The sequence below is a fragment of the Citrobacter sp. KTE30 genome (genome assembly GCF_000398825.1).
GTDB lineage: Bacteria > Pseudomonadota > Gammaproteobacteria > Enterobacterales > Enterobacteriaceae > Citrobacter > Citrobacter freundii.
Genome location: NZ_KB976055.1, coordinates 2,777,782 through 2,798,891, shown reverse-complemented (window position 1 = coordinate 2,798,891; position 21,110 = coordinate 2,777,782). Strand labels below are relative to the sequence as shown.

The following is a 21,110-nucleotide window of genomic DNA, read 5'->3' as shown; positions in this document are numbered from 1 at the left end:
TCATGTTAAAGAATAAGTTTAAGCATAATGTACCGAAATATGTTTTCGCAAGTGTTGATTTTTTTGTCTATATATCCTCTCTTTTTGTAGCAATGATGCTTACCAAGCATTTTTTTGGCGGTGACTTATCACCTTTTCTGCCTGGGGAAGATTATAATTACCGAGTACTCTCTCACTTCATTCTTGGATTCGTCGCTGTAGCGTGGTTTGGAATTCGCTTACGCCATTATACATACAGGAAACCATTCTGGAATGAGCTAAAAGAAATACTACGAACAGTCATCATTTTCGCTGTAATAGATTTGGCGATCGTCGCGTTTTCAAAATGGCATTTTTCTCGCTATCTTTGGGCTTTTACTTGGTGTGGGATTTTTATATTTATACCGGTCGGCCGAAATTTAGTTAAGCGATTCCTAAAAAAGATAGGTATGTGGAAAAAGAAAACTATTATTCTAGGTGGCGGTGTTAACGCTTATGATGCATATCAAGCATTAATGAGTGAAAAGAACTTAGGCTATGATATTCAATATTTATATACTGTCAATGGCAAAGTTGAACCTATTAGTGAAGATATTAAGCTTCTTACAGAAGAGGAAGATATCTACAAAATTGAAGATTTTAGAAACATCCAATTTATCCTTGCATTTGATGATGGTGATTATCAACAATTAGATCGATGGCTTAAAAATCTCACAAAGAAAAAATGTCGTTCGATTTCAGTAATACCTACAATTCGTGGTGTGCCATTGTATGGAACAGATATGGCATTCATCTTTAGCCATGAAGTCTTATTACTTAGAGTAAATAACAATCTAGCTAAACGTAGTTCTCGTTTTGTTAAACGAACTTTTGATATTATAGTCTCTAGCTTTCTTTTAATTTTACTTTCCCCACTACTTATTTATCTGAGCCTTAAAGTAAAGAAAGACGGTGGGTATGCTATTTATGGGCATGAAAGGGTCGGTCGAAAAGGAAACTTATTTAAATGTCTTAAATTTCGCTCAATGGTGATGAATTCGCAGGAGGTGCTACAAAACCTGCTTGAAAGTGATTCTCAAGCCAGAGATGAATGGGAAAAAGACTTTAAGTTACGAGATGACCCTCGAATTACCCCAATAGGAAAATTTATTCGGCGTACCAGCTTGGACGAACTTCCGCAACTCTTTAATGTTTTGAAAGGTGAGATGAGCTTAGTAGGTCCGCGACCAGTTATCGCTGAGGAACTACTACGCTATAACGATGAAGCTGATTACTACCTCATGGCAAAACCAGGTATGACAGGTTTATGGCAGGTAAGTGGACGAAATGATGTCGATTATGAAAAACGTGTATATTTTGATTCATGGTACGTTAAAAACTGGTCTCTATGGAATGATATCGTTATTTTATTTAAAACAATTAGTGTCGTTTTAAAACGCGACGGTGCTTATTAATCTTATTAAAGGTGCGATGATGAAAGTTATTGATACTAAGATCAATGGTGTTAAGATCATAGAACCCAAAGTATTTGAAGATGTACGTGGTTTCTTTTTGGAAACATTTAACGCCCAGCGTTATAAGAAAATGTTAGATATTGAACATGATTTTATCCAGGATAACCATTCACGTTCAGTCAAAAATGTTTTACGCGGCTTACATCTCCAGACCAATAATCCACAAGGCAAGTTAGTTCGTGTGGTCCATGGAGAAGTACTTGATGTGGCCGTTGATATCCGTAAAAATTCACCAACTTTTGGTCTTTGGGAGTCAGTAATTCTTAGCGAAAGCAATAAAAAACAATTTTGGATCGCGCCAGGACTTGCTCATGGTTTTGTTGTTCTCTCTGATGTCGCTGATTTTGAATATAAGTGTACAAATTATTACGATCCTGCAAGTGAAAAATGTATTTTATGGAATGATGCTGATCTGAATATTGAATGGCTGGTATCCGATCCTATTCTTTCTGATAAGGATATGAAAGGATTAACTTTTAAAGAATATGCTTCTCAACTTTAATTTATAGGTCTATTTGATGAAAATTCTGGTAACAGGCGGTGCGGGCTTTATTGGTTCTGCAGTGGTTCGATATATTATAAATAATACCGCTGACTATGTTGTCAATGTTGATAAATTGACCTACGCAGGTAATCTAGAATCGTTAAAAAGCATTGCTGATAATGAGCGTTATTCTTTCGAGAAAGCAGATATTTGCGATAAAGCTGACATTGAACGCATTTTCGAACGTCATCAACCTGATTTAATTATGCATTTGGCTGCAGAAAGCCATGTAGATCGCTCAATTTCTGGTCCGGCAGATTTTATTGAAACGAATATTGTAGGTACATACACATTGTTAGAGGTGTGTAGAGCTTACTGGAATAACTTAGAAAGTTCACGTAAAGAAGCGTTCCGATTTCATCATATTTCAACTGATGAGGTTTACGGTGACTTACCGCACCCGGATCAATGGGAAGGCGATAATGATTCATTACCGTTGTTCACCGAGGAAACAGCTTATGCACCAAGCAGCCCATATTCAGCTTCAAAAGCATCCAGTGATCATTTGGTGCGTGCGTGGAAGCGGACTTACGGTTTACCGACAATTGTTACTAATTGCTCTAATAACTATGGTCCATATCACTTTCCAGAAAAACTTATACCTCTGGTGATACTGAATGCCCTTGAAGGAAAACAATTGCCAATCTATGGCAAGGGTGATCAAATTCGAGACTGGCTATATGTAGAGGATCATGCACGTGCGCTCTATTGCGTATTGACTAAAGGCACGCCAGGAGAAACCTATAACATAGGCGGGCATAATGAGAAAAAAAATATTGAAGTGGTTCATGCAATTTGTGATTTACTTGATGAACTCGTTCCATCTTCAACTTCATACCGTGAACTAATTAGCTGGGTTGCAGATCGACCAGGCCATGACCGTCGTTATGCTATAGATGCGGATAAAATCAAAAATGAACTTAATTGGTCCCCTCAGGAAAGCTTTGAGTCTGGGATTCGCAAGACTGTCCAGTGGTATCTCGACAATACAGAGTGGATAAATAATGTGAGAAGCGGGGAGTATGCTAACTGGATTAAGCATAACTATAAGGATCGAGTGTAATGAATATACTATTATTTGGTAAGGGCGGGCAGGTAGGTTGGGAGCTACAGCGGGCATTGGCCCCTTTGGGTAAATTGACTGCACTAGATTTTAATTCTAGTGAGTATTGTGGTGATTTTGCCAATCCCGAAGGGATTGCCGAAACTATACGCCGAATCAAACCTGATGTTATTGTTAATGCTGCTGCATATACCGCAGTTGACAAAGCAGAGTCCGAATCTGAGTTGGCGTATATAGTGAATGCCGAGAGTGTTGGGGCTATTGCATCGGAAGCCAAAAAGATCGATGCTTGGGTTATCCACTACTCCACTGATTACGTTTTCCCTGGTGATGGTGACATTGCAAAGAAAGAAACTGACCCGACGAATCCGCTCAATGTTTATGGTGAAACCAAACTAGCTGGTGAGCAATTATTGCAGCAACATTGTGAAAAATATCTTATATTTCGTACTAGCTGGGTCTATGCTGGTAAAGGGAATAATTTTGCCAAGACTATGCTAAGATTGGCAAAAAAAAATGTGACTTTGTCGGTTATCTGTGACCAATTTGGTGCACCGACTGGTGCTGAGTTGCTTGCTGATTGCACTGCTCACGCCATTATCACCGCACAAGCTAGGCCAGAAGTCGCTGGCTTATATCATTTGGTTGCATCTGGGGTTACAACTTGGGCTGATTACGCTGAATTGGTTTTTGCTCAAGCACGTAAAGCAGGGATTGAATTAGCTGTTAAGGATGTTAGAAAAATATCAACGAGTGAATATCTGACACCAGCTTGCCGTCCTGGAAACTCCCGTCTTTCAACGGAAAAATTTCAGACGACTTTCAATCTGCAGTTACCACAATGGCAGGTTGGTGTGGAGCGGATGTTGGCTGAACTATTTACCGCATCGTCACTTTGATCCCTATTTTTTGGCATAAACACTATTTGAGATAAAAAATGACAACTCGTAAAGGTATTATTTTAGCTGGTGGTTCAGGAACACGACTTTACCCAGTTACAATGGCGGTGAGTAAACAATTATTACCGATCTATGATAAACCGATGATTTACTATCCACTGACCACTTTAATGCTGGCAGGGATTCGAGATATACTTATTATCAGCACACCCCAGGATACGCCTCGATTTGAACAACTGCTAGGTGATGGGAGTCAGTGGGGACTGAACTTAAAGTATAAAATACAGGATAGTCCTGATGGTCTGGCTCAGGCTTTCATTATTGGTGAAGAGTTCATAGGTGATGATAGTTGTGCGCTAGTGTTAGGTGATAATATTTTCTACGGTCATGATTTACCAAAATTACTTTCAAACGCAGTGAAAAAAGAATCAGGTGCGACTGTTTTTGCTTATCATGTCAACGATCCAGAGCGATATGGCGTAGCCGAGTTTGATGAGGCAGGCAAGGCTATCTCCTTAGAAGAGAAGCCCGCAAAACCCAAAAGTAACTATGCAGTGACTGGACTTTATTTCTATGATAATAGTGTAGTTTCCCTAGCTAAGACCCTGAAGCCTTCGGCGCGTGGTGAGCTAGAAATCACAGATATTAATCAACTTTATCTGGAGCAAGGAAATCTCTCCGTTGAGATGATGGGACGTGGTTATGCGTGGCTTGATACTGGTACTCACCAGAGTCTCATCGAAGCTAGTAATTTTATTGCAACTATTGAAGAACGTCAGGGGTTAAAAGTTGCTTGCCCGGAGGAGATTGCATTCCGTAAAGGATTTATCACTGCTGACCAGGTTCTCAAACTTGCTGAACCGATGGCAAAGAATAACTATGGACAGTATTTGAATAAATTAGTTAAATAGTCACGGGTTATTAATTATTTGACGATGTTCAATGTAAAAAAATGACTTTATTTTTATTTCATATCATAATATAAAGATATAAAAAATACAGGGCGTCGCTTCATTGACATGAAGTGACGTATTTTTAATTTTTCTAATATTGTATTTTTTCCTGATGTTGTCTTCTGACAATATCTGGAGGACCGATGTTTAAATTTTTAATCTACCCTCTCAATACAGCGTTGATTCTAACATTGAGTTTATTTTTTTCGTTGTTGAATTTATCTTGGTTTTATGCGGAACCAGATGAAATAGGAATATTATATCTATTGATTATAATTTTTTTTCATCTGTTTTTGAGTACAATTAGCTATTGGTTGCCAAAGTCAGAATTAAAAAACTATGGGATTAATAAGAATACCTATCGCTATATGTTGTATATAAGTTTGGGTGGTTTTTTTGTTGAGTTCGCATTGTTGGGTATACCCTTGTTATTTGATGGTGGGCGTGATAATTACATCTCATTACCAGTGCTACATGTTGTATTTTATTCTTTGTTATTGTGTTCTGCTATTTTTGCCGCTTTATATTCTAGCACCAAAGAATTGATAATATGTCTGGGTTGCATTTTTATTGTCGCTATCTTATTGTTATCCCGACAAATGATAATGATGTCGAGTATTATGACGGTAATAGCATTGTCTCTGCGATATAAAGTCTCATGTAAGGCTGTAATAAAGTTTGTCTGCTATGGTTCTCTGCTAATAATAATTTTTGGTGTGCTAGGTAATTTACGACAGCAACTATCTGGTGATTATGTAGATGGTTATATTTATATAGTTGGTGGAGCGAATGGTCGTGGTGCTTTGTTATGGGAGTCGATCTATTGGATTTGGTTATATATTGCCAGTCCGATATATAATCTACTACTTAACTTCAGCAGTTATGATAATTATGGTCATGCCTGTAATACAGCCACGAATTTTGGTTCGTGTCAAGGTGACTATATAAGTAATGTTATTTTACCGAATACATTTACAAAATATCTAAACCTTGAGCCGTTTGAAATTGACCTTGTAGTCAAACATTTAAACGTGGGTACTGGATATGCAGCAGCTGCAAGGATAATGGGGGTTTGGGGGGTAGTGATACAACTTGTTTTTCAGTTGCTATTGTTTTTGATCGGCTATATCATTACGCCTAAACATATCAAAGAAGTTTTTGTCGTTTACTTCTCGACGTTATCATTCTTTATGCTTTTCGATAATTTATTTGTTAAAGGGGAGTTCTTTTTTGGCTTTGTTGTGATATTAGTTGTTGGTTTTTTGACCAGGCCAGTCGGCAACAAAGGGAAGTGTGCGTGATTAAGTCTGATTGACGATGAGTTATTATTTACTGCATCAGATGAATTGATTTAACGAATATTCTGACTGAATGCTGCGCAGCTTCATGATATACATATTCTAATATTTTAGCTTTGCTAAAAAAACTATACTAATGATACTTTGGCAAGTTTAAATCCTACCCAATATTGCTAATATTGAGTTAATATTTAGCTCACATTCAAGCCGCGCACATGCCGCGGTGACCACACCTGACAGGAGTATGTAATGTCCAAGCAACAGATCGGCGTCGTCGGTATGGCAGTGATGGGGCGCAACCTGGCGCTCAACATCGAAAGCCGTGGTTATACCGTCTCCATCTTCAACCGCTCCCGCGAGAAAACTGAAGAAGTTGTTGCCGAGAACCCGGGTAAGAAACTGGTTCCTTATTACACGGTGAAAGAGTTCGTCGAGTCTCTTGAAACCCCACGTCGTATCCTGTTAATGGTGAAAGCGGGTGCTGGCACCGATGCTGCCATTGATTCCCTGAAGCCGTATCTGGATAAAGGTGACATCATCATTGATGGTGGTAATACCTTCTTCCAGGATACCATTCGTCGTAACCGCGAACTGTCTGCTGAAGGCTTCAACTTTATCGGTACCGGTGTTTCCGGCGGTGAAGAGGGCGCCCTGAAAGGCCCATCTATCATGCCTGGCGGCCAGAAAGAAGCGTACGAACTGGTTGCGCCGATTCTGACTAAAATCGCCGCTGTTGCTGAAGATGGCGAACCGTGCGTGACCTATATCGGTGCGGATGGTGCAGGTCACTATGTGAAGATGGTGCACAACGGGATCGAATACGGCGATATGCAGCTGATTGCTGAAGCCTATTCCCTGCTGAAAGGCGGCCTTAACCTGTCTAACGAAGAGCTGGCAACTACTTTCACCGAGTGGAATGAAGGCGAGCTGAGCAGCTATCTGATCGACATCACCAAAGATATCTTCACCAAGAAAGACGAAGAGGGTAAATACCTTGTTGATGTGATCCTGGACGAAGCGGCGAACAAAGGCACCGGTAAATGGACCAGCCAGAGCTCTCTGGATCTGGGCGAACCACTGTCGCTGATCACCGAATCCGTATTTGCTCGCTACATCTCTTCTCTGAAAGACCAGCGCGTTGCGGCATCTAAAGTGCTGTCTGGCCCGCAGGCTAAACTGGCTGGTGATAAAGCAGAGTTTGTTGAGAAGGTCCGTCGCGCGCTATATTTGGGCAAAATCGTCTCTTATGCTCAGGGCTTCTCTCAACTGCGTGCCGCATCTGACGAATACAACTGGGATCTGAACTACGGCGAAATCGCGAAGATCTTCCGCGCGGGCTGCATCATTCGTGCGCAGTTTCTGCAGAAAATCACCGACGCCTATGCTGAAAACAAAGGCATCGCGAACCTGCTGCTGGCTCCGTATTTCAAAAATATCGCTGACGAATATCAGCAAGCGCTGCGTGATGTAGTGGCTTACGCTGTGCAGAACGGTATTCCGGTACCGACCTTCTCTGCAGCAGTAGCCTACTACGATAGCTACCGTTCTGCGGTACTGCCGGCTAACCTGATTCAGGCCCAGCGTGACTACTTCGGTGCGCACACGTATAAACGCACTGATAAAGAAGGTGTGTTCCACACCGAATGGCTGGATTAATCTGATTTAGTCAAACTGTGAATCCAGGCCCGGAGCGCTCCTCCGGGCTTTTTTATTGCCAAAAAATGGGATTCAGTCAGGTCCGATATCCGGTGTTGTAGCAAATCACGATATACTGGCGCAATGCAGAGCCGATGCGCCACGTTGTTGGCAGCGTGTTCACCCTCAAATGTTCAACCGGAAGAAGTTACACAGCGAATGAAGATAACTATCTCAGGAACAGGTTATGTAGGTTTGTCGAACGGTATTCTGATTGCCCAGCACCACGAAGTGGTCGCTCTGGATATCGTTCCGACGAAGGTCGAGATGCTGAATCAGAAAAAATCGCCGATCGTTGATAAGGAGATCGAAGAATATCTGGTGACAAAACAGCTGAATTTCCGTGCAACGACCGATAAGTATGATGCTTACCGCGACGCGGACTACGTTATTATCGCGACACCGACTGATTACGATCCGAAAACCAACTACTTTAACACATCGAGCGTCGAGTCAGTGATCCGCGATGTGGTCGAAATCAACCCAAATGCGGTGATGGTAATTAAATCAACGATTCCGGTTGGCTTTACGAACTCGATTAAAGAACAGTTAGGTATCGACAATATTTTCTTCTCGCCAGAATTCCTGCGTGAAGGTCGTGCGCTATACGACAACCTGCATCCGTCCCGTATCGTTATTGGTGAACGTTCCGAACGCGCCGAGCGTTTTGCCGCGTTGCTGCAGGAAGGTGCGGTTAAAAAAGACATTCCGACGCTGTTTACTGACTCGACTGAAGCCGAAGCCATTAAGCTGTTTGCTAATACCTACCTGGCGTTACGCGTGGCTTACTTTAACGAGCTGGATAGCTATGCAGAAAGTCTTGGCTTGAACTCACGGCAGATTATTGAAGGTGTGTGCCTGGATCCGCGTATCGGTAATCACTACAACAACCCGTCATTCGGCTATGGTGGCTACTGTCTCCCGAAAGATACTAAGCAGTTGCTGGCTAACTACGCGTCTGTACCGAATAACATTATTGGCGCGATCGTTGATGCGAACCGTACGCGCAAGGACTTCATTGCAGATTCTATTCTTGCGCGTAAGCCTAAGGTGGTCGGCGTGTACCGTTTGATCATGAAAAGTGGTTCCGATAATTTTCGGGCATCATCAATTCAGGGCATCATGAAGCGCATTAAAGCCAAGGGTGTGCCCGTTATTATTTATGAACCCGTGATGGAGGAAGATGAATTTTTCCACTCTCGGGTAGTACGTGATCTTAATGCGTTCAAAAATGAAGCAGATATCATTATTTCTAACCGCATGACGTCAGAATTAGTTGATGTTGCCGATAAAGTTTATACCCGCGATTTGTTTGGTAGTGATTAATCTCGTCTCCATAAAAAAGGCCTTATAAAAGGCCTTTTTATTTTAATCAGGTCAGTAATTAAACTTTGTAGAAATTACGATACCAGTCAACAAAGTTCTTCACCCCATCTTTTACCGTGGTTTCAGGTTTAAAACCAATTACCTCATACAGTGCTTTAGTGTCTGCGCTGGTTTCCAGTACATCACCTGGCTGTAGTGGTAGCATGTTTTTCTTCGCTTCAATACCCAGAGCATCTTCCAAAGCCTGGATATAGTCCATTAGCTCCACCGGTGAACTATTGCCGATATTGTAGACGCGCCAGGGCGCAATGCTGGCTGCTGGCGTACCTGTCTCAACCGTCCACTGTGTGTCTGCGTGTGGAATGACATCCTGCAGGCGAATGATTGCTTCTGCGATATCATCGATATAGGTAAAGTCACGCTTCATTTTGCCGTAGTTATAGACGTCAATACTTTTCCCTTCCAGCATCGCTTTGGTGAACTTGAACAGCGCCATATCCGGTCGACCCCATGGGCCGTATACGGTGAAAAAACGCAACCCGGTGGTGGGCAATCCGTACAGGTGGGAATAAGTATGAGCCATCAGCTCGTTGGCTTTTTTGGTTGCTGCATACAGCGACACGGGATGATCGACGGAATCATCCGTAGAGAAAGGCATTTTGCGATTCAGGCCGTAAACTGAACTGGATGAGGCATAGAGTAAATGCTGAATTTTATTATGGCGACACCCTTCCAGTATGTTCAGAAAGCCTGTGAGATTTGAGTCTGCATAGGCATGCGGGTTTTCGAGTGAATAACGTACGCCAGCCTGTGCGGCAAGATGAATGACACGTTCAAAATGCCCGGATGCGAAGAGTTCAGCCATGCCTTCCCGGTCGGCTAAATCAATTTTATGAAAATGGAAACCAGGCTGTGCCAGTAATTCCAGACGAGCTTGTTTAAGACTGACGTCGTAGTAATCGTTCAGATTATCAATACCGACTACTTGATGGCCAGCCTCAAGGAGGCGTTTGCTAACGTGGAAGCCGATGAAACCAGCGGCACCCGTAACCAGGTATTTCATGTTTATTCCTCTTTTTGGCTAAATAATAGCCAGGCACCAACAGGCGCTACTAAAAAGTGGAATGATACCGTTAGATGGTAAAAAAGCTAATTGTTATATTTTTTACGCTTACCATTTTTACTGGTCAGACGGTAAAGATTCATGACATGGATTCATTAAAATGAATTGTAAAGGGCAACGATTGGCGGACATGAAATCTGATTGTTGCTGTTTTTTTGCTCATGAAAGTGTTCTTTGAGTAATTACACTTTTGTTTAATCGTATTGATTTTCAGTAGTGATTGAAATACCAATCAAAATCCCTCAAACAATTTGATTTTTTATCATTAATCCTATGGCATTGCTTCAATTTATAGCTAAACTAATCCCAGTTTAAGGCTTTCCTTATCTAGGGTTTCTATGTCTGTAAGTGATAATAACATGTCCGGGCGCAGTCATGATCCGGAACAGATTGATCTGATTGATTTACTGGTACAGTTGTGGCGCGGGAAAGTAACAATCGTTATTGCGATTGTTATTGCTGTAGTGCTTGCTGTGGGCTACCTGGCAGTTGCTAAGGAGAAATGGACTTCAACAGCCATTATCACTCAACCGGATGTTGGTCAGATAGCCACATATAACAACGCCCTCAACGTGTTGTATGGTGTTAGCGCCCCTAAGGTTACTGAGTTACAGGCAAACGTGATTGGCCGTTTTAGCACGTCATTTTCTGCATTGGCGGAAACGCTGGATAATCAGGAAAAGCCTGAAAAACTATCGATTGAGCAGTCTGTAAAAGGGCAACCATTACCGTTGGCGGTTTCTTATGTGGCTGGCTCACCAGAAGACGCTCAGCGTCAGCTGGCTGAATACATTCAACAAACAGATGAAAAGGTTGCCAAAGAGCTGGAACTTGACCTGGTTGATAACATCAAATTGCAAACAACTACGTTGCAAGATTCTCTGAAAACTCAGGAAGTGGTCGCGCTGGAGCAAAAAGATCTGCGAATCAAGCAAATCCAGGAAGCGCTGCGTTATGCAGAACAAGCCGGGGTGATTAAGCCGCAGATTCAGCAAACTCAGGATGTTACGCAGGACAGCATGCTACTATTGGGTAGCGATGCCCTGAAGTCCATGATTGAGCACGAATCTACGCGTCCGTTGATATTATCTGACAACTACTTTCAGACTAAGCAAAAGCTGTTGGATATCGAAAATCTTAAGCTTGAGGGGGCCGAGTTACACGCCTACCGCTACGTGATGAAACCAACGTTACCGGTTCGTCGTGACAGTCCGAAAAAAGCGATTACCCTGGTGCTGGCGGCTCTGCTCGGCGGGATGATTGGGGCTGGCGTGGTGCTGGGGCGAAATGCGCTGCGCAGCTACAAAGGCAAAGCAGAGTAAGCGCTCATCTCCATAAAAAAAACCGGGCTTGCCCGGTTTTTTTACATCCACAAATTACTGATGTCTTTTGCGTAAATTCTCTATCACTGTCGTCAGGTCGAGGTCCTGATCCTGCAGCAGCACCAGCAGGTGATACATCAGATCAGAGGCTTCATTTGTCAGCTCAAAGCGGTCGTTCACCGTCGCAGCCAGCGCGGTTTCTACGCCTTCTTCACCCACTTTCTGTGCGATGCGTTTGGTGCCGCTGGCATACAGTTTCGCAGTGTAGGAACTGGCTGGGTCAGCAGTTTTACGTTCGGCCAGCAGTTGCTCAAGCTGATACAGGAACAGCCACTGGTGGCTGGTGTCGCCAAAGCAGCTTGAGGTGCCTTTATGGCAGGTCGGGCCAATCGGATTAACCAGGACGAGCAGGGTGTCGTTGTCGCAGTCAGGCGCAATGCTCACCACATTCAGGAAGTGACCTGAGGTCTCTCCTTTGGTCCACAGGCGCTGCTTGGTCCGCGAGAAAAAGGTCACTTTGCCACTTTCGAGCGTTTTTTCCAGCGCTTCCGGGTTCATATAACCCAGCATCAGCACTTCGCCGGAAACCGCATGCTGCACTACTACCGGCATCAGCCCGTCGGTTTTTTCCCAGTCCAGCTCGCGGCATTGTTGCTTCGTTAACATATCCTGATCTCCACGCCCTGTGTTGCCAGGTACGCTTTTAATTCGCCAATATTGATGATTTGCTTGTGGAAGACGGAGGCGGCAAGCGCGCCGTCAACGTCGGCATCCCGGAAGGCTTCGAGAAAGTGTTCCATGGTGCCCGCGCCGCCGGAGGCAATCAGCGGGACGTGACAAACGTCACGTACTTTTTTCAACTGTTCCAGGTCATAGCCATTACGTACGCCGTCCTGATTCATCATGTTCAGGACGATTTCGCCCGCGCCGCGTTTTTGGACTTCCTGCACCCAGTCCAGTGTTTCCCATTGCGTGACGCGGGTACGGCTTTCATCCCCGGTATACTGATTAACGTGATATTTGCCGGTTTCGGCGTCATACCAGGTATCAATGCCCACCACGATGCACTGCACGCCAAAGCGATCCGCCAGACGGGTGATAAGTTCCGGTTCGGTCAGCGCCGGGGAGTTGATGGAGATTTTGTCCGCCCCGAAAGAGAGGATACGTGCCGCATCGTCGATGGATTTAATGCCACCGGCAACACAGAACGGAATATCGATCACTTCCGCTACGCGTGATACCCAGCTTTTATCCACTACGCGGCCATCGCTGGAAGCGGTGATATCGTAGAACACCAGTTCATCTGCGCCTTCATCGGCATAGCGTTTTGCCAGTGGGACAATGTCGCCAATAATCTCATGATTGCGGAACTGGACGCCTTTTACCACCTGCCCGTCACGGACGTCCAGACAAGGAATTATGCGTTTTGCCAGCATTGAATGGCCTCCTCAACGGTGAACTTTCCTTCCAGCAGGGCCCGTCCGACGATCACTCCGCGAACTCCGGTCCCGCGCAGGGCCGCTACGTCCTCGATTCCACCAATACCACCAGATGACTGAAACGCCACCTGCGGATATTTGGCGCACACTTCTTCATAAAGCGCGACGTTTGAGCCCGTCAGCGTGCCGTCGCGGGAGATATCGGTGCACAGCACGTGCTTCAGGCCGACGGGTAAATAGGTCTCAACCAGTTCTTCCAGTGAAACCCCGGAATCTTCCTGCCAGCCGCTAACCGCTACCTGTTTGTTCCCGCGCTCGTCAATACGAACGTCCAGTGCCAGCACCAGCGCATCGGCACCAAAACGAGCAAACCAGCTTTTGACTTCTTCGGGGGATTTTACCGCCGTCGAACCCACCACCACGCGCGCCACGCCAGCGTCAAGCAGCGCCGCCACGTCTGCTTCCGTACGCACGCCGCCGCCAACCTGTACCGGAACATTGACGCCAGCGACCAGCGTTTTGATCAGCGGGATTTGCCGCTGCGCCGGGTCTTTCGCGCCGGTTAAATCAACCAGGTGCAGTACTTCGGCCCCCTGGGCTGCGTAATCCTGCAAACGGGGGAGAGGATCGTTACCGTAATCACGTTGCCTGGCGTAATCGCCCTGATGAAGACGCACCACCGTGCCGTCGATTAAATCTAATGCCGGAATAATCATTACATCTCCAGAAAGTTTTTCAGCAACTGCGCTCCAGCCGCGCCCGAACGTTCAGGGTGGAACTGCACGCCAAAGAAATTGTCCTTTTGTACTGCCGCGGTAAACGGCTCGCCGTAATGACACTGGGCGATGGTCCACGGGTTCACCGGCATAGCATAGCTGTGTACAAAGTAGAAATACGCACCATCTTCAATGCCCTGGAACAGACGATTTCCCGCCTGCGGATAGACCCGATTCCAGCCCATGTGCGGCAGCGGCAGACCGAAATCGGTCATCTTCGGGACATCCTGCTCAATAATGCCCAGCAGTGATACGCCGTTACTCTCTTCGCTGCGACGACCAAGCAGTTGCATGCCTAAGCAGATCCCCAGCACTGGTTGCGTACAGGCTTTGATCAGCTCAATCAGTTCACGCTCGTGCAACTGGTCCATCGCCGCTTGGGCGGTACCGACGCCCGGCAGAAACAGTTTATCGGCGCGCAGCACCACGTCCGGGTCACGGCTGACAACCGGGTCGTATCCGTGGCGTGCGACGGCGGATTTTACCGAGTGCAGGTTGGCGCAGCCGGTGTCCAGAATCACCACGTCCATTACAGCACTCCTTTTGAAGAGGGCAGCGTGTCGCCTTCGACGCGAATCGCCTGACGCAGCGTACGGCCAAAGGCTTTAAACAGGCTCTCCACACGGTGGTGGTCATTTTTGCCTTTGGTTTTCAGGTGCAGGGTGACGCCCATGGTGTAAGAGAGTGAGCGGAAGAAGTGTTCGATCATCTCTGTGCTCAGATCGCCAACGCGCTGGTAGGTAAACTCCGCGCGGTATTCCAGGTGCGGGCGGCCGGAGATATCCAGTGCGCAACGCGCCAGGCACTCGTCCATCGGCAGCACAAAACCAAAACGATTGATGCCGCGTTTATCGCCTAATGCCAGCTTTAAAGCTTCACCCAGCGCCAGACCGGTATCTTCAACGGTGTGGTGATCGTCTATATACAGATCGCCCTTGACGGCTATCTCCATGCGAAAACCGCCATGGGTGGCGATTTGATCCAGCATATGGTCAAAGAATCCCACGCCTGTGTTGATTTTGCTTTGGCCTTCACGGTCCAGCCAGACTTTGACGTCAATCTGCGTTTCTTTAGTATTACGCTCAACGTGTGCGTAGCGGTCACGTTTGGTCAGCTGCTCGCCGATCATCGCCCAGTTCAGGGTGTCGCGATGGTAACGCAATCCGCTAATGCCCATGTTTTCAGCGAGCTGAATATCGGTCGCCCGGTCGCCAATGACGTAGCTGTTCGCCATATCCATGGCCTGTTCAACCAGATACTGTTCAACCAGCTTCACTTTTGGCTTACGGCAATCGCACTCGTCCGCTGGCAGGTGCGGGCAAATCAGTACCTCATCAAATGTCACACCCTGAGAGGTGAAAATTTGCATCATCAGGTTATGCGGACCGTCAAAATCAGCCTGTGGGAAACTCTGCGTTCCGAGTCCATCCTGGTTAGTGATCATAACCAGCTTAAAACCTGCTTTTTGCAGTTTCAGCAAAACGGGAACAACTTCCGGCTCGAAGGCGAGTTTGTCAAAGCGATCGACCTGAAAGTCACTTGGCGGTTCGGAAATCAGGGTTCCATCACGGTCAATAAAAAGATACTTCTGGCTCATACTTGCTCCGCACGTAAGGCGTCAATGACGCGCTGGCTCTCTTCACGGGTTCCGACAGTAATTCGCAGGCAGCCGCTTAACGAAGGTTGTTTATTCTGATCTCGTAAGATAATGCCCTGATCCCACAAAGATTTAAATACGCTACTTGATGCGGTGAAGCGCGCCAGAACATAGTTGGTTTCAGAGTCGAAAACCTGTTCTACACAGCGAATCGTTTTCAGGTTATCTACCAGATACTGACGCTCTTCCAGGATCTGCTCTACGCGTTTACGCATGGCGGAAATCCCTTGCGGCGTCAGGGCCTGGGCGGCGATATCTGCTACCGGCGTAGAGAGTGGGTAAGGGGCAATCACCTTTAACAGCAGATTGATAACCTCTGCATTCGCCAGCGTAAACCCGCAGCGTAAACCGGCGAGAGCAAACGCTTTTGACAACGTGCGTAATATCACCAGATGCGGATACTCAGACAGCCAGCCTGCGAGCGTGGCCTGCGGGCAAAACTCAATATAGGCCTCATCAGCGACCACAATAGCTTTACCCTGCGTCATTTCGAGCAGTGAACGCAGATCCTGCGGGTTAATCAACTGGCCGGTTGGGTTATTAGGGCTGCAAACGTAGACCACCTTCACGCCATCAATCTTGTCCGCGATGCCTTGCAAATCCAGCTGCCAGTTATCAAGGGTCGGAACGGTGCGGCATTCGACGCCAATCGTTTCGGCGCTGACGCTGTACATGCCGTAAGTCGGCGGGCAGTAGAGAATGGCATCTTTACCGGGTTCGCAAAACGCGCGCACCAGCAGCTCGATCCCTTCATCTGCGCCGCGGCTAACCAGCACCTGCTCCGGTTTGACGCCAGCATACTGCGCGTAATTCTCAATCACCGCTTTCGGCTGACACTCCGGGTAGCGGTTCAGCGTTTGTTGACTGAGCTGGAACTCCACGGCGGTGGGATATTCATTCGCGTTGAGCCAGACATCGCCGTTACCGCCGAGACGACGGGCAGACTGATAGGGCGTTAATTCGCGAACATTCTTACGGGCTAAATCAGTGACGCTGAGAAAGTTGTCAGTGCTCATGCTTGCTCCTTCAGGGCGTTAACGCGCAGGGTAACGGCATTTTGGTGGGCAGTCAGTCGTTCAGCAGCGGCCAGTATTTCAATGGTTGAGGCCAGGCCAGAGAAACCTTGTGGGGTTAATTCCTGTACAGTCATCCGTTTCTGGAAGTCAGCCAGCCCAAGACTTGAGCACGTCGCGGTATAGCCGTAGGTCGGAAGAACGTGGTTGGTGCCAGAAGCATAGTCGCCTGCGGATTCCGGCGACCAGTCGCCGAGGAACACCGAACCGGCGCTGGTGATCTCATCAACCAGTTCACGTGCGTTGCGGGTCTGAATAATCAGGTGTTCCGGACCGTAGGCGTTAGAAATGGCCACGCACTGCGCCAGATCTTTGGCGATAATCAGCCGACTGGCACTGAGCGCCTGGCGGGCGGTCTCAGCGCGGGAAAGCTCAGCGAGCTGGCGCTCTACGGCTTTGGCAACGCCTTCGGCAAGCGTAGCGTCTGGCGTCAGTAGGATTACCTGCGAGTCCGGGCCGTGTTCTGCCTGAGAAAGCAGGTCAGAGGCAACAAAGTCCGGCGTCGCGCCGCTGTCGGCGATAACCAGCACTTCGGACGGACCAGCAGGCATGTCGATGGCCGCGCCGTCAAGACGCTGGCTGACCTGACGTTTGGCTTCGGTCACATACGCATTGCCCGGCCCGAAGATTTTATCGACCTTAGGAATAGATTCGGTGCCCAGCGCCAGCGCGGCAATAGCCTGAGCGCCGCCCACATTAAACACCTCTTTTACACCACACAGTTGCGCGGCGTAGAGAATTTCATCGGCAATCGGCGGCGGTGAGCACAGCACCACTTTTTTGCAGCCGGCGATACGCGCCGGGGTCGCCAGCATTAATACGGTAGAGAACAGCGGCGCTGAACCTCCTGGAATATACAGGCCCACGGAAGCGATAGGGCGGGTAACCTGCTGGCAGCGCACACCCGGCTGAGTTTCAATATCCACCGGTGGCAGGATCTGCGCGGTGTGGAAAGTATCAATATTACGCACCGCTGTCTGCATAGCTTGTTTCAGTTCGTCGCTCAGGCGACTACTGGCTTGCTGGATTTCTTCCTCGGTGACGCGCAGCGCGCCGACCTCGGTTTTATCAAACTTCGCGCTGTATTCACGCAGCGCCCGGTCGCCGTTATTTTTGACGTTCTCAAGGATCTCGGCCACCGTACGGCTGATGCTTTTCGAGGCGGAAATAGCCGGGCGCATCAGCAGTTCGCGTTGCTGCTCGGGGCTACAGCTATTCCAGTCAATCAGGGTATTGAAGCTCATGGCTATCACTCCATCATCTTCTCAATTGGCAGCACCAGAATTGAGCTGGCACCGAGCGCTTTCAGTTTTTCCATTGTTTCCCAGAACAGGGTTTCGCTGCTGACCATGTGCATGGCAACACGCTGCTGGTCGCCGGCCAGCGGCAGAATGGTCGGGCGCTCAGCGCCAGGCAGCAGGGCGATAACTTCGTCCAGACGCTCGCTCGGCGCGTGCATCATAATGTATTTGGATTCGCGTGCCTGAATCACCCCCTGGATACGGGTCAGCAGTTTGTCGATCAGTTGTTGCTTGGCGTCGGCCATTTCGCCGTCGCGCTGAATCAGGCAGGCTTTAGAGCGGTAAATGACTTCCACTTCACGCAGACCGTTGGCTTCGAGCGTTGCGCCGGTGGACACCAGATCACAAATCGCGTCGGCCAGACCCGCACGGGGAGCGACTTCTACAGAGCCGTTTAACAGACAGGATTTAAACGACACCCCTTTTTGATCGAGATAACGTTTGAGCAGGTGTGGGTAAGAGGTAGCGATACGCTTACCGTTCAGCGCTGCCGGGCCATCCCAGGCTTCATCAACCGGGGTAGCCAGCGAGAGACGGCAGCCGCCGAAGTCCAGACGGCGCAGGGTAAAATAGCGAGGGTCTTCACCCTGTGCGCGGCGGTTGAGCAGTTCCTCTTCGAGAACGTTTTCCCCGATGATGCCGAGGTCAACAACGCCATCCATCACCAGACCCGGGATATCGTCATCACGTACGCGCAGAATATCGATAGGCATATTCTCTGCCATTGCAATCAGGCGCTGGGTGTGAAGATTAATTTTAATGCCGCAACGGGCCAGCAATTCGCGTGAATCATCGCTTAAACGGCCAGATTTCTGCATAGCTATGCGTAAACGGGTGTTGTCTAACATTCTTTATTCCTCGTTATCCTGTCTGAATCAGTTTGGGTCACGCACAAAAAAAAGCCCCCGAAAGAAATCTTCCGGGGGCTTTCTCATACGCTCATGCACCGCTGGAAGATTTAAATGTCTCCCAGCACACATCGCCTGAAAGACTAGTCAGGATGATGGTGATGATGGTGTTTGAATTGAGCGCGTGTCATAAATTTTCTCGATGAATGTTTATTCATTTGATGTCTTTTAACCTAAACCACTTTAGCTACGGAAAGCAAGGGCTTTTTTTGATCATTAATTCATTTCATATTGATACTATGAATTGTCAGCCACCGTGGGCTGGCGTAGCCTTGCGTTATAGGCCAAAAGTCAGGAGAGAAGGCATGAAAAAGGTCGCAATTGTCGGATTAGGTTGGTTAGGCATGCCGTTAGCCATGTCGCTGGCGGCGAGAGGCTGGCAGGTTACCGGCAGCAAAACCACATTGGATGGGGTGGAAGCGGCCCGCATGAGCGGTATCGAGAGTTACTCGCTGCGCCTGGAACCTGAACTGGTCTGTGAGGCTGACGATCTCGACGCACTGATGGACGCCGATGCGTTGGTTATTACGCTGCCTGCACGCCGTAGCGGTCCTGGGGAAGCATTTTACCTGCAGGCAATGCAGGAACTGGTCGACAGCGCGCTGGCGTATCGGATCCCGCGGATTATTTTTACCAGTTCGACGTCAGTCTATGGTGACGTTCAAGGAACAGTGAAAGAGGGGACGCCGCGTAATCCGGTCACGGCAAGTGGTCGTGTTCTGAAAGAACTTGAAGACTGGTTGCACAATTTACCTGGCACGTCGGTGGATATTTTGCGTCTGGCCGGGTTAGTTGGTCCGGGAAGACATCCTGGTCGCTTCTTTGCCGGCAAGACGGCACCAGACGGACATCATGGCGTCAATCTGGTGCATCTGGACGATGTGGTTTCTGCCATCACGTTACTGCTGCAAGCGCCTAAAGGGGGACACATCTATAATATATGTGCGCCTATGCATCCGGCGCGTAACGTGTTCTATCCGCAGATGGCCCGCCAGTTGGGGATGGAGCCGCCGGAATTTCGCGACGGTACGGATAACGGTAAAGGTAAAGTCATTGATGGCAACCGTATTTGTAATGAGCTTGGGTTTGAGTACCAGTATCCTGATCCGCTGGTGATGCCGATGGAGTGACAAGCCAGCAGAGTGCCGCTGTATACCGCCAGGGGGCGAGTATGAAACCACTGCTGGACGTTCTTATCATCCTCGATGCCTTAGAAAAAGAGGGCAGTTTCGCGGCGGCGTCGGCAAAATTGTTTAAGACGCCGTCTGCGCTTAGCTACACCGTCCATAAGCTGGAAAGCGATCTTAATATTCAGATACTCGATCGCAGCGGGCACCGGGCTAAGTTCACCCGCACCGGACAGATGCTGCTGGAAAAGGGGCGGGAGGTGCTGCATACCGTCCGTGAACTCGAAAAGCAGGCCATTAAACTACACGAAGGCTGGGAGAATGAACTGGTTATTGGCGTAGATGATACCTTTCCCTTTTCATTGCTGGCCCCACTCATCGAGTCTTTCTATCAACATCACAGCGTGACGCGTCTGAAATTTATCAATGGCGTGCTGGGCGGCTCATGGGATGCCCTTACTCAGGGCCGGGCGGATATTATTGTCGGTGCCATGCATGACCCCCCTGCAGCGAGCGAATTTGGCTTTGCACGGCTGGGGGTTCTGGAACAGATATTCGTGGTTGCGCCGCATCACCCGCTGGCGCAGGAACAGGAACCGTTAAATCGTCGCACTATTCGCCGTTTTCGCGCCATTGTAGTGGGCGACAATGCGCAGCATGCCAATGTCTCAGGTTCTCAGGTGCTTGACGATCAGGAAGCCATTACCGTTTTTGACTTCAAAACCAAGCTGGAACTACAAATCAGCGGCCTGGGATGTGGCTATATTCCGCGCTATCTGGCGCAGCGATTTCTGGAGAGCGGCGCACTGATTGAGAAAAAAGTGGTCGCGCAAATTGTCCTTGAACCCGTGTGGATAGGCTGGAATGAACAGACCGCCGGGTTGGCCAGTGCCTGGTGGCGAGATGAAATTTTAGCAAATAGTGCTATTGCGGGGGTGTATGTTAAAACGGCTGCTGACAAATCAATCAGTTAAGAAAAAATATTCTTTTGTGGCCACTTCAATCTCTTGTTATTTCTCCCCAATTTAGTGCAAAATACGCCGCTTGCAAAAAATGACATTAACCGACGTTTTAATACGCGTCGGTTATTTTTTTGCATCAAACCAATCATTC

The 21,110-nt window shown here is 47.7% G+C and carries 20 protein-coding genes, 1 pseudogene and 1 other annotated feature; of the genes and pseudogenes, 11 read left to right on the top strand and 10 right to left on the bottom strand.

Translation table 11 applies throughout. The features are described from left to right. Positions 1 to 2 precede the first annotated feature (2 nt). From wbaP to ugd, 8 genes are all read left to right on the top strand, one after another. The gene (gene wbaP / locus WC1_RS09560; RefSeq protein WP_003844301.1) at positions 3 to 1,433 is read left to right on the top strand and encodes an undecaprenyl-phosphate galactose phosphotransferase WbaP; all 1,431 of its coding nucleotides are present in this window, start codon (positions 3 to 5) and stop codon (positions 1,431 to 1,433) included. 19 nt (positions 1,434 to 1,452) lie between these two features. Further along, positions 1,453 to 1,995 (top strand): dTDP-4-dehydrorhamnose 3,5-epimerase, encoded by a 543-nt coding sequence (gene rfbC, locus WC1_RS09565; protein ID WP_003844299.1) that lies wholly within the window; start codon positions 1,453 to 1,455, stop codon positions 1,993 to 1,995. 16 nt (positions 1,996 to 2,011) lie between these two features. Then, the gene (rfbB, locus tag WC1_RS09570; protein ID WP_003844298.1) at positions 2,012 to 3,100 is read left to right on the top strand and encodes a dTDP-glucose 4,6-dehydratase; all 1,089 of its coding nucleotides are present in this window, start codon (positions 2,012 to 2,014) and stop codon (positions 3,098 to 3,100) included. Next, a complete protein-coding gene (gene rfbD / locus WC1_RS09575) occupies positions 3,100 to 3,999 on the top strand; it encodes a dTDP-4-dehydrorhamnose reductase (protein WP_003844296.1) in 900 nt (299 codons plus the stop codon). The genes rfbB and rfbD overlap by 1 nt, the downstream gene beginning before the upstream one ends. 38 nt (positions 4,000 to 4,037) lie before the next feature. Then, positions 4,038 to 4,910: a glucose-1-phosphate thymidylyltransferase RfbA gene (rfbA, locus tag WC1_RS09580; protein ID WP_003844295.1), complete on the top strand. Its 873-nt coding sequence runs from the start codon at positions 4,038 to 4,040 to the stop codon at positions 4,908 to 4,910. A gap of 185 nt (positions 4,911 to 5,095) precedes the next feature. Continuing rightward, complete coding sequence (locus WC1_RS09585; protein WP_003844293.1) at positions 5,096 to 6,253, top strand: hypothetical protein; 1,158 nt, start codon at positions 5,096 to 5,098, stop codon at positions 6,251 to 6,253. A gap of 246 nt (positions 6,254 to 6,499) precedes the next feature. Then, positions 6,500 to 7,906: an NADP-dependent phosphogluconate dehydrogenase gene (gene gndA, locus WC1_RS09590; RefSeq protein ID WP_003844291.1), complete on the top strand. Its 1,407-nt coding sequence runs from the start codon at positions 6,500 to 6,502 to the stop codon at positions 7,904 to 7,906. 198 nt (positions 7,907 to 8,104) lie between these two features. After that, entirely contained in the window at positions 8,105 to 9,271 is a 1,167-nt protein-coding gene (gene ugd, locus WC1_RS09595; RefSeq protein ID WP_003844288.1) for a UDP-glucose 6-dehydrogenase, read from the top strand. Positions 9,272 to 9,329: 58 nt separating this feature from the next. Here ugd and WC1_RS09600 read toward each other — a convergent pair whose 3' ends face one another. After that, entirely contained in the window at positions 9,330 to 10,334 is a 1,005-nt protein-coding gene (locus WC1_RS09600) for an NAD-dependent epimerase (RefSeq protein WP_003844286.1), read from the bottom strand. Positions 10,335 to 10,732: 398 nt separating this feature from the next. Between WC1_RS09600 and wzzB the strand changes: the two genes are divergently transcribed. Then, a complete protein-coding gene (gene wzzB / locus WC1_RS09605) occupies positions 10,733 to 11,716 on the top strand; it encodes an LPS O-antigen chain length determinant protein WzzB (protein WP_016150592.1) in 984 nt (327 codons plus the stop codon). Between the two features lie 54 nt (positions 11,717 to 11,770). On the opposite strand, the gene hisIE is transcribed toward wzzB, so the two are convergent. The 9 genes from hisIE to hisL all read right to left on the bottom strand — a co-directional run bounded on the left by hisIE (position 11,771) and on the right by hisL (position 19,001). Next, entirely contained in the window at positions 11,771 to 12,382 is a 612-nt protein-coding gene (gene hisIE, locus WC1_RS09610; protein ID WP_016150591.1) for a bifunctional phosphoribosyl-AMP cyclohydrolase/phosphoribosyl-ATP diphosphatase HisIE, read from the bottom strand. Continuing rightward, entirely contained in the window at positions 12,376 to 13,152 is a 777-nt protein-coding gene (gene hisF, locus WC1_RS09615; RefSeq protein WP_016150590.1) for an imidazole glycerol phosphate synthase subunit HisF, read from the bottom strand. Before hisF ends, hisIE begins: the two co-directional genes overlap by 7 nt. Next, complete coding sequence (gene hisA / locus WC1_RS09620) at positions 13,134 to 13,871, bottom strand: 1-(5-phosphoribosyl)-5-[(5-phosphoribosylamino)methylideneamino]imidazole-4-carboxamide isomerase (protein ID WP_003030127.1); 738 nt, start codon at positions 13,869 to 13,871, stop codon at positions 13,134 to 13,136. Before hisA ends, hisF begins: the two co-directional genes overlap by 19 nt. Further along, the gene (gene hisH, locus WC1_RS09625) at positions 13,871 to 14,461 is read right to left on the bottom strand and encodes an imidazole glycerol phosphate synthase subunit HisH (RefSeq protein ID WP_003844282.1); all 591 of its coding nucleotides are present in this window, start codon (positions 14,459 to 14,461) and stop codon (positions 13,871 to 13,873) included. Before hisH ends, hisA begins: the two co-directional genes overlap by 1 nt. Beyond that, positions 14,461 to 15,528 (bottom strand): bifunctional histidinol-phosphatase/imidazoleglycerol-phosphate dehydratase HisB, encoded by a 1,068-nt coding sequence (gene hisB / locus WC1_RS09630; protein ID WP_016150589.1) that lies wholly within the window; start codon positions 15,526 to 15,528, stop codon positions 14,461 to 14,463. The genes hisH and hisB overlap by 1 nt, the downstream gene beginning before the upstream one ends. Next, entirely contained in the window at positions 15,525 to 16,604 is a 1,080-nt protein-coding gene (gene hisC / locus WC1_RS09635) for a histidinol-phosphate transaminase (RefSeq protein WP_016150588.1), read from the bottom strand. Before hisC ends, hisB begins: the two co-directional genes overlap by 4 nt. After that, on the bottom strand, positions 16,601 to 17,905 hold the full coding sequence (gene hisD, locus WC1_RS09640) for a histidinol dehydrogenase (RefSeq protein WP_016150587.1): 1,305 nt from the start codon (positions 17,903 to 17,905) through the stop codon (positions 16,601 to 16,603). The genes hisC and hisD overlap by 4 nt, the downstream gene beginning before the upstream one ends. A 5-nt stretch (positions 17,906 to 17,910) precedes the next feature. Further along, entirely contained in the window at positions 17,911 to 18,810 is a 900-nt protein-coding gene (hisG, locus tag WC1_RS09645) for an ATP phosphoribosyltransferase (RefSeq protein WP_003030161.1), read from the bottom strand. Positions 18,811 to 18,855: 45 nt separating this feature from the next. After that, positions 18,856 to 18,978, bottom strand: a sequence feature (His leader region). Then, a complete protein-coding gene (gene hisL / locus WC1_RS24745) occupies positions 18,954 to 19,001 on the bottom strand; it encodes a his operon leader peptide (protein ID WP_100250077.1) in 48 nt (15 codons plus the stop codon). Its footprint overlaps the feature before it by 25 nt. A gap of 174 nt (positions 19,002 to 19,175) precedes the next feature. Between hisL and WC1_RS09650 the strand changes: the two genes are divergently transcribed. Together WC1_RS09650 and WC1_RS09655 are read left to right on the top strand one after the other, a co-directional pair. Beyond that, entirely contained in the window at positions 19,176 to 20,000 is an 825-nt protein-coding gene (locus tag WC1_RS09650) for an SDR family oxidoreductase (protein WP_003030163.1), read from the top strand. A 41-nt stretch (positions 20,001 to 20,041) separates the two neighbouring features. Continuing rightward, a pseudogene (locus WC1_RS09655) lies at positions 20,042 to 21,026 on the top strand (LysR family transcriptional regulator). Positions 21,027 to 21,110: the final 84 nt, after the last annotated feature.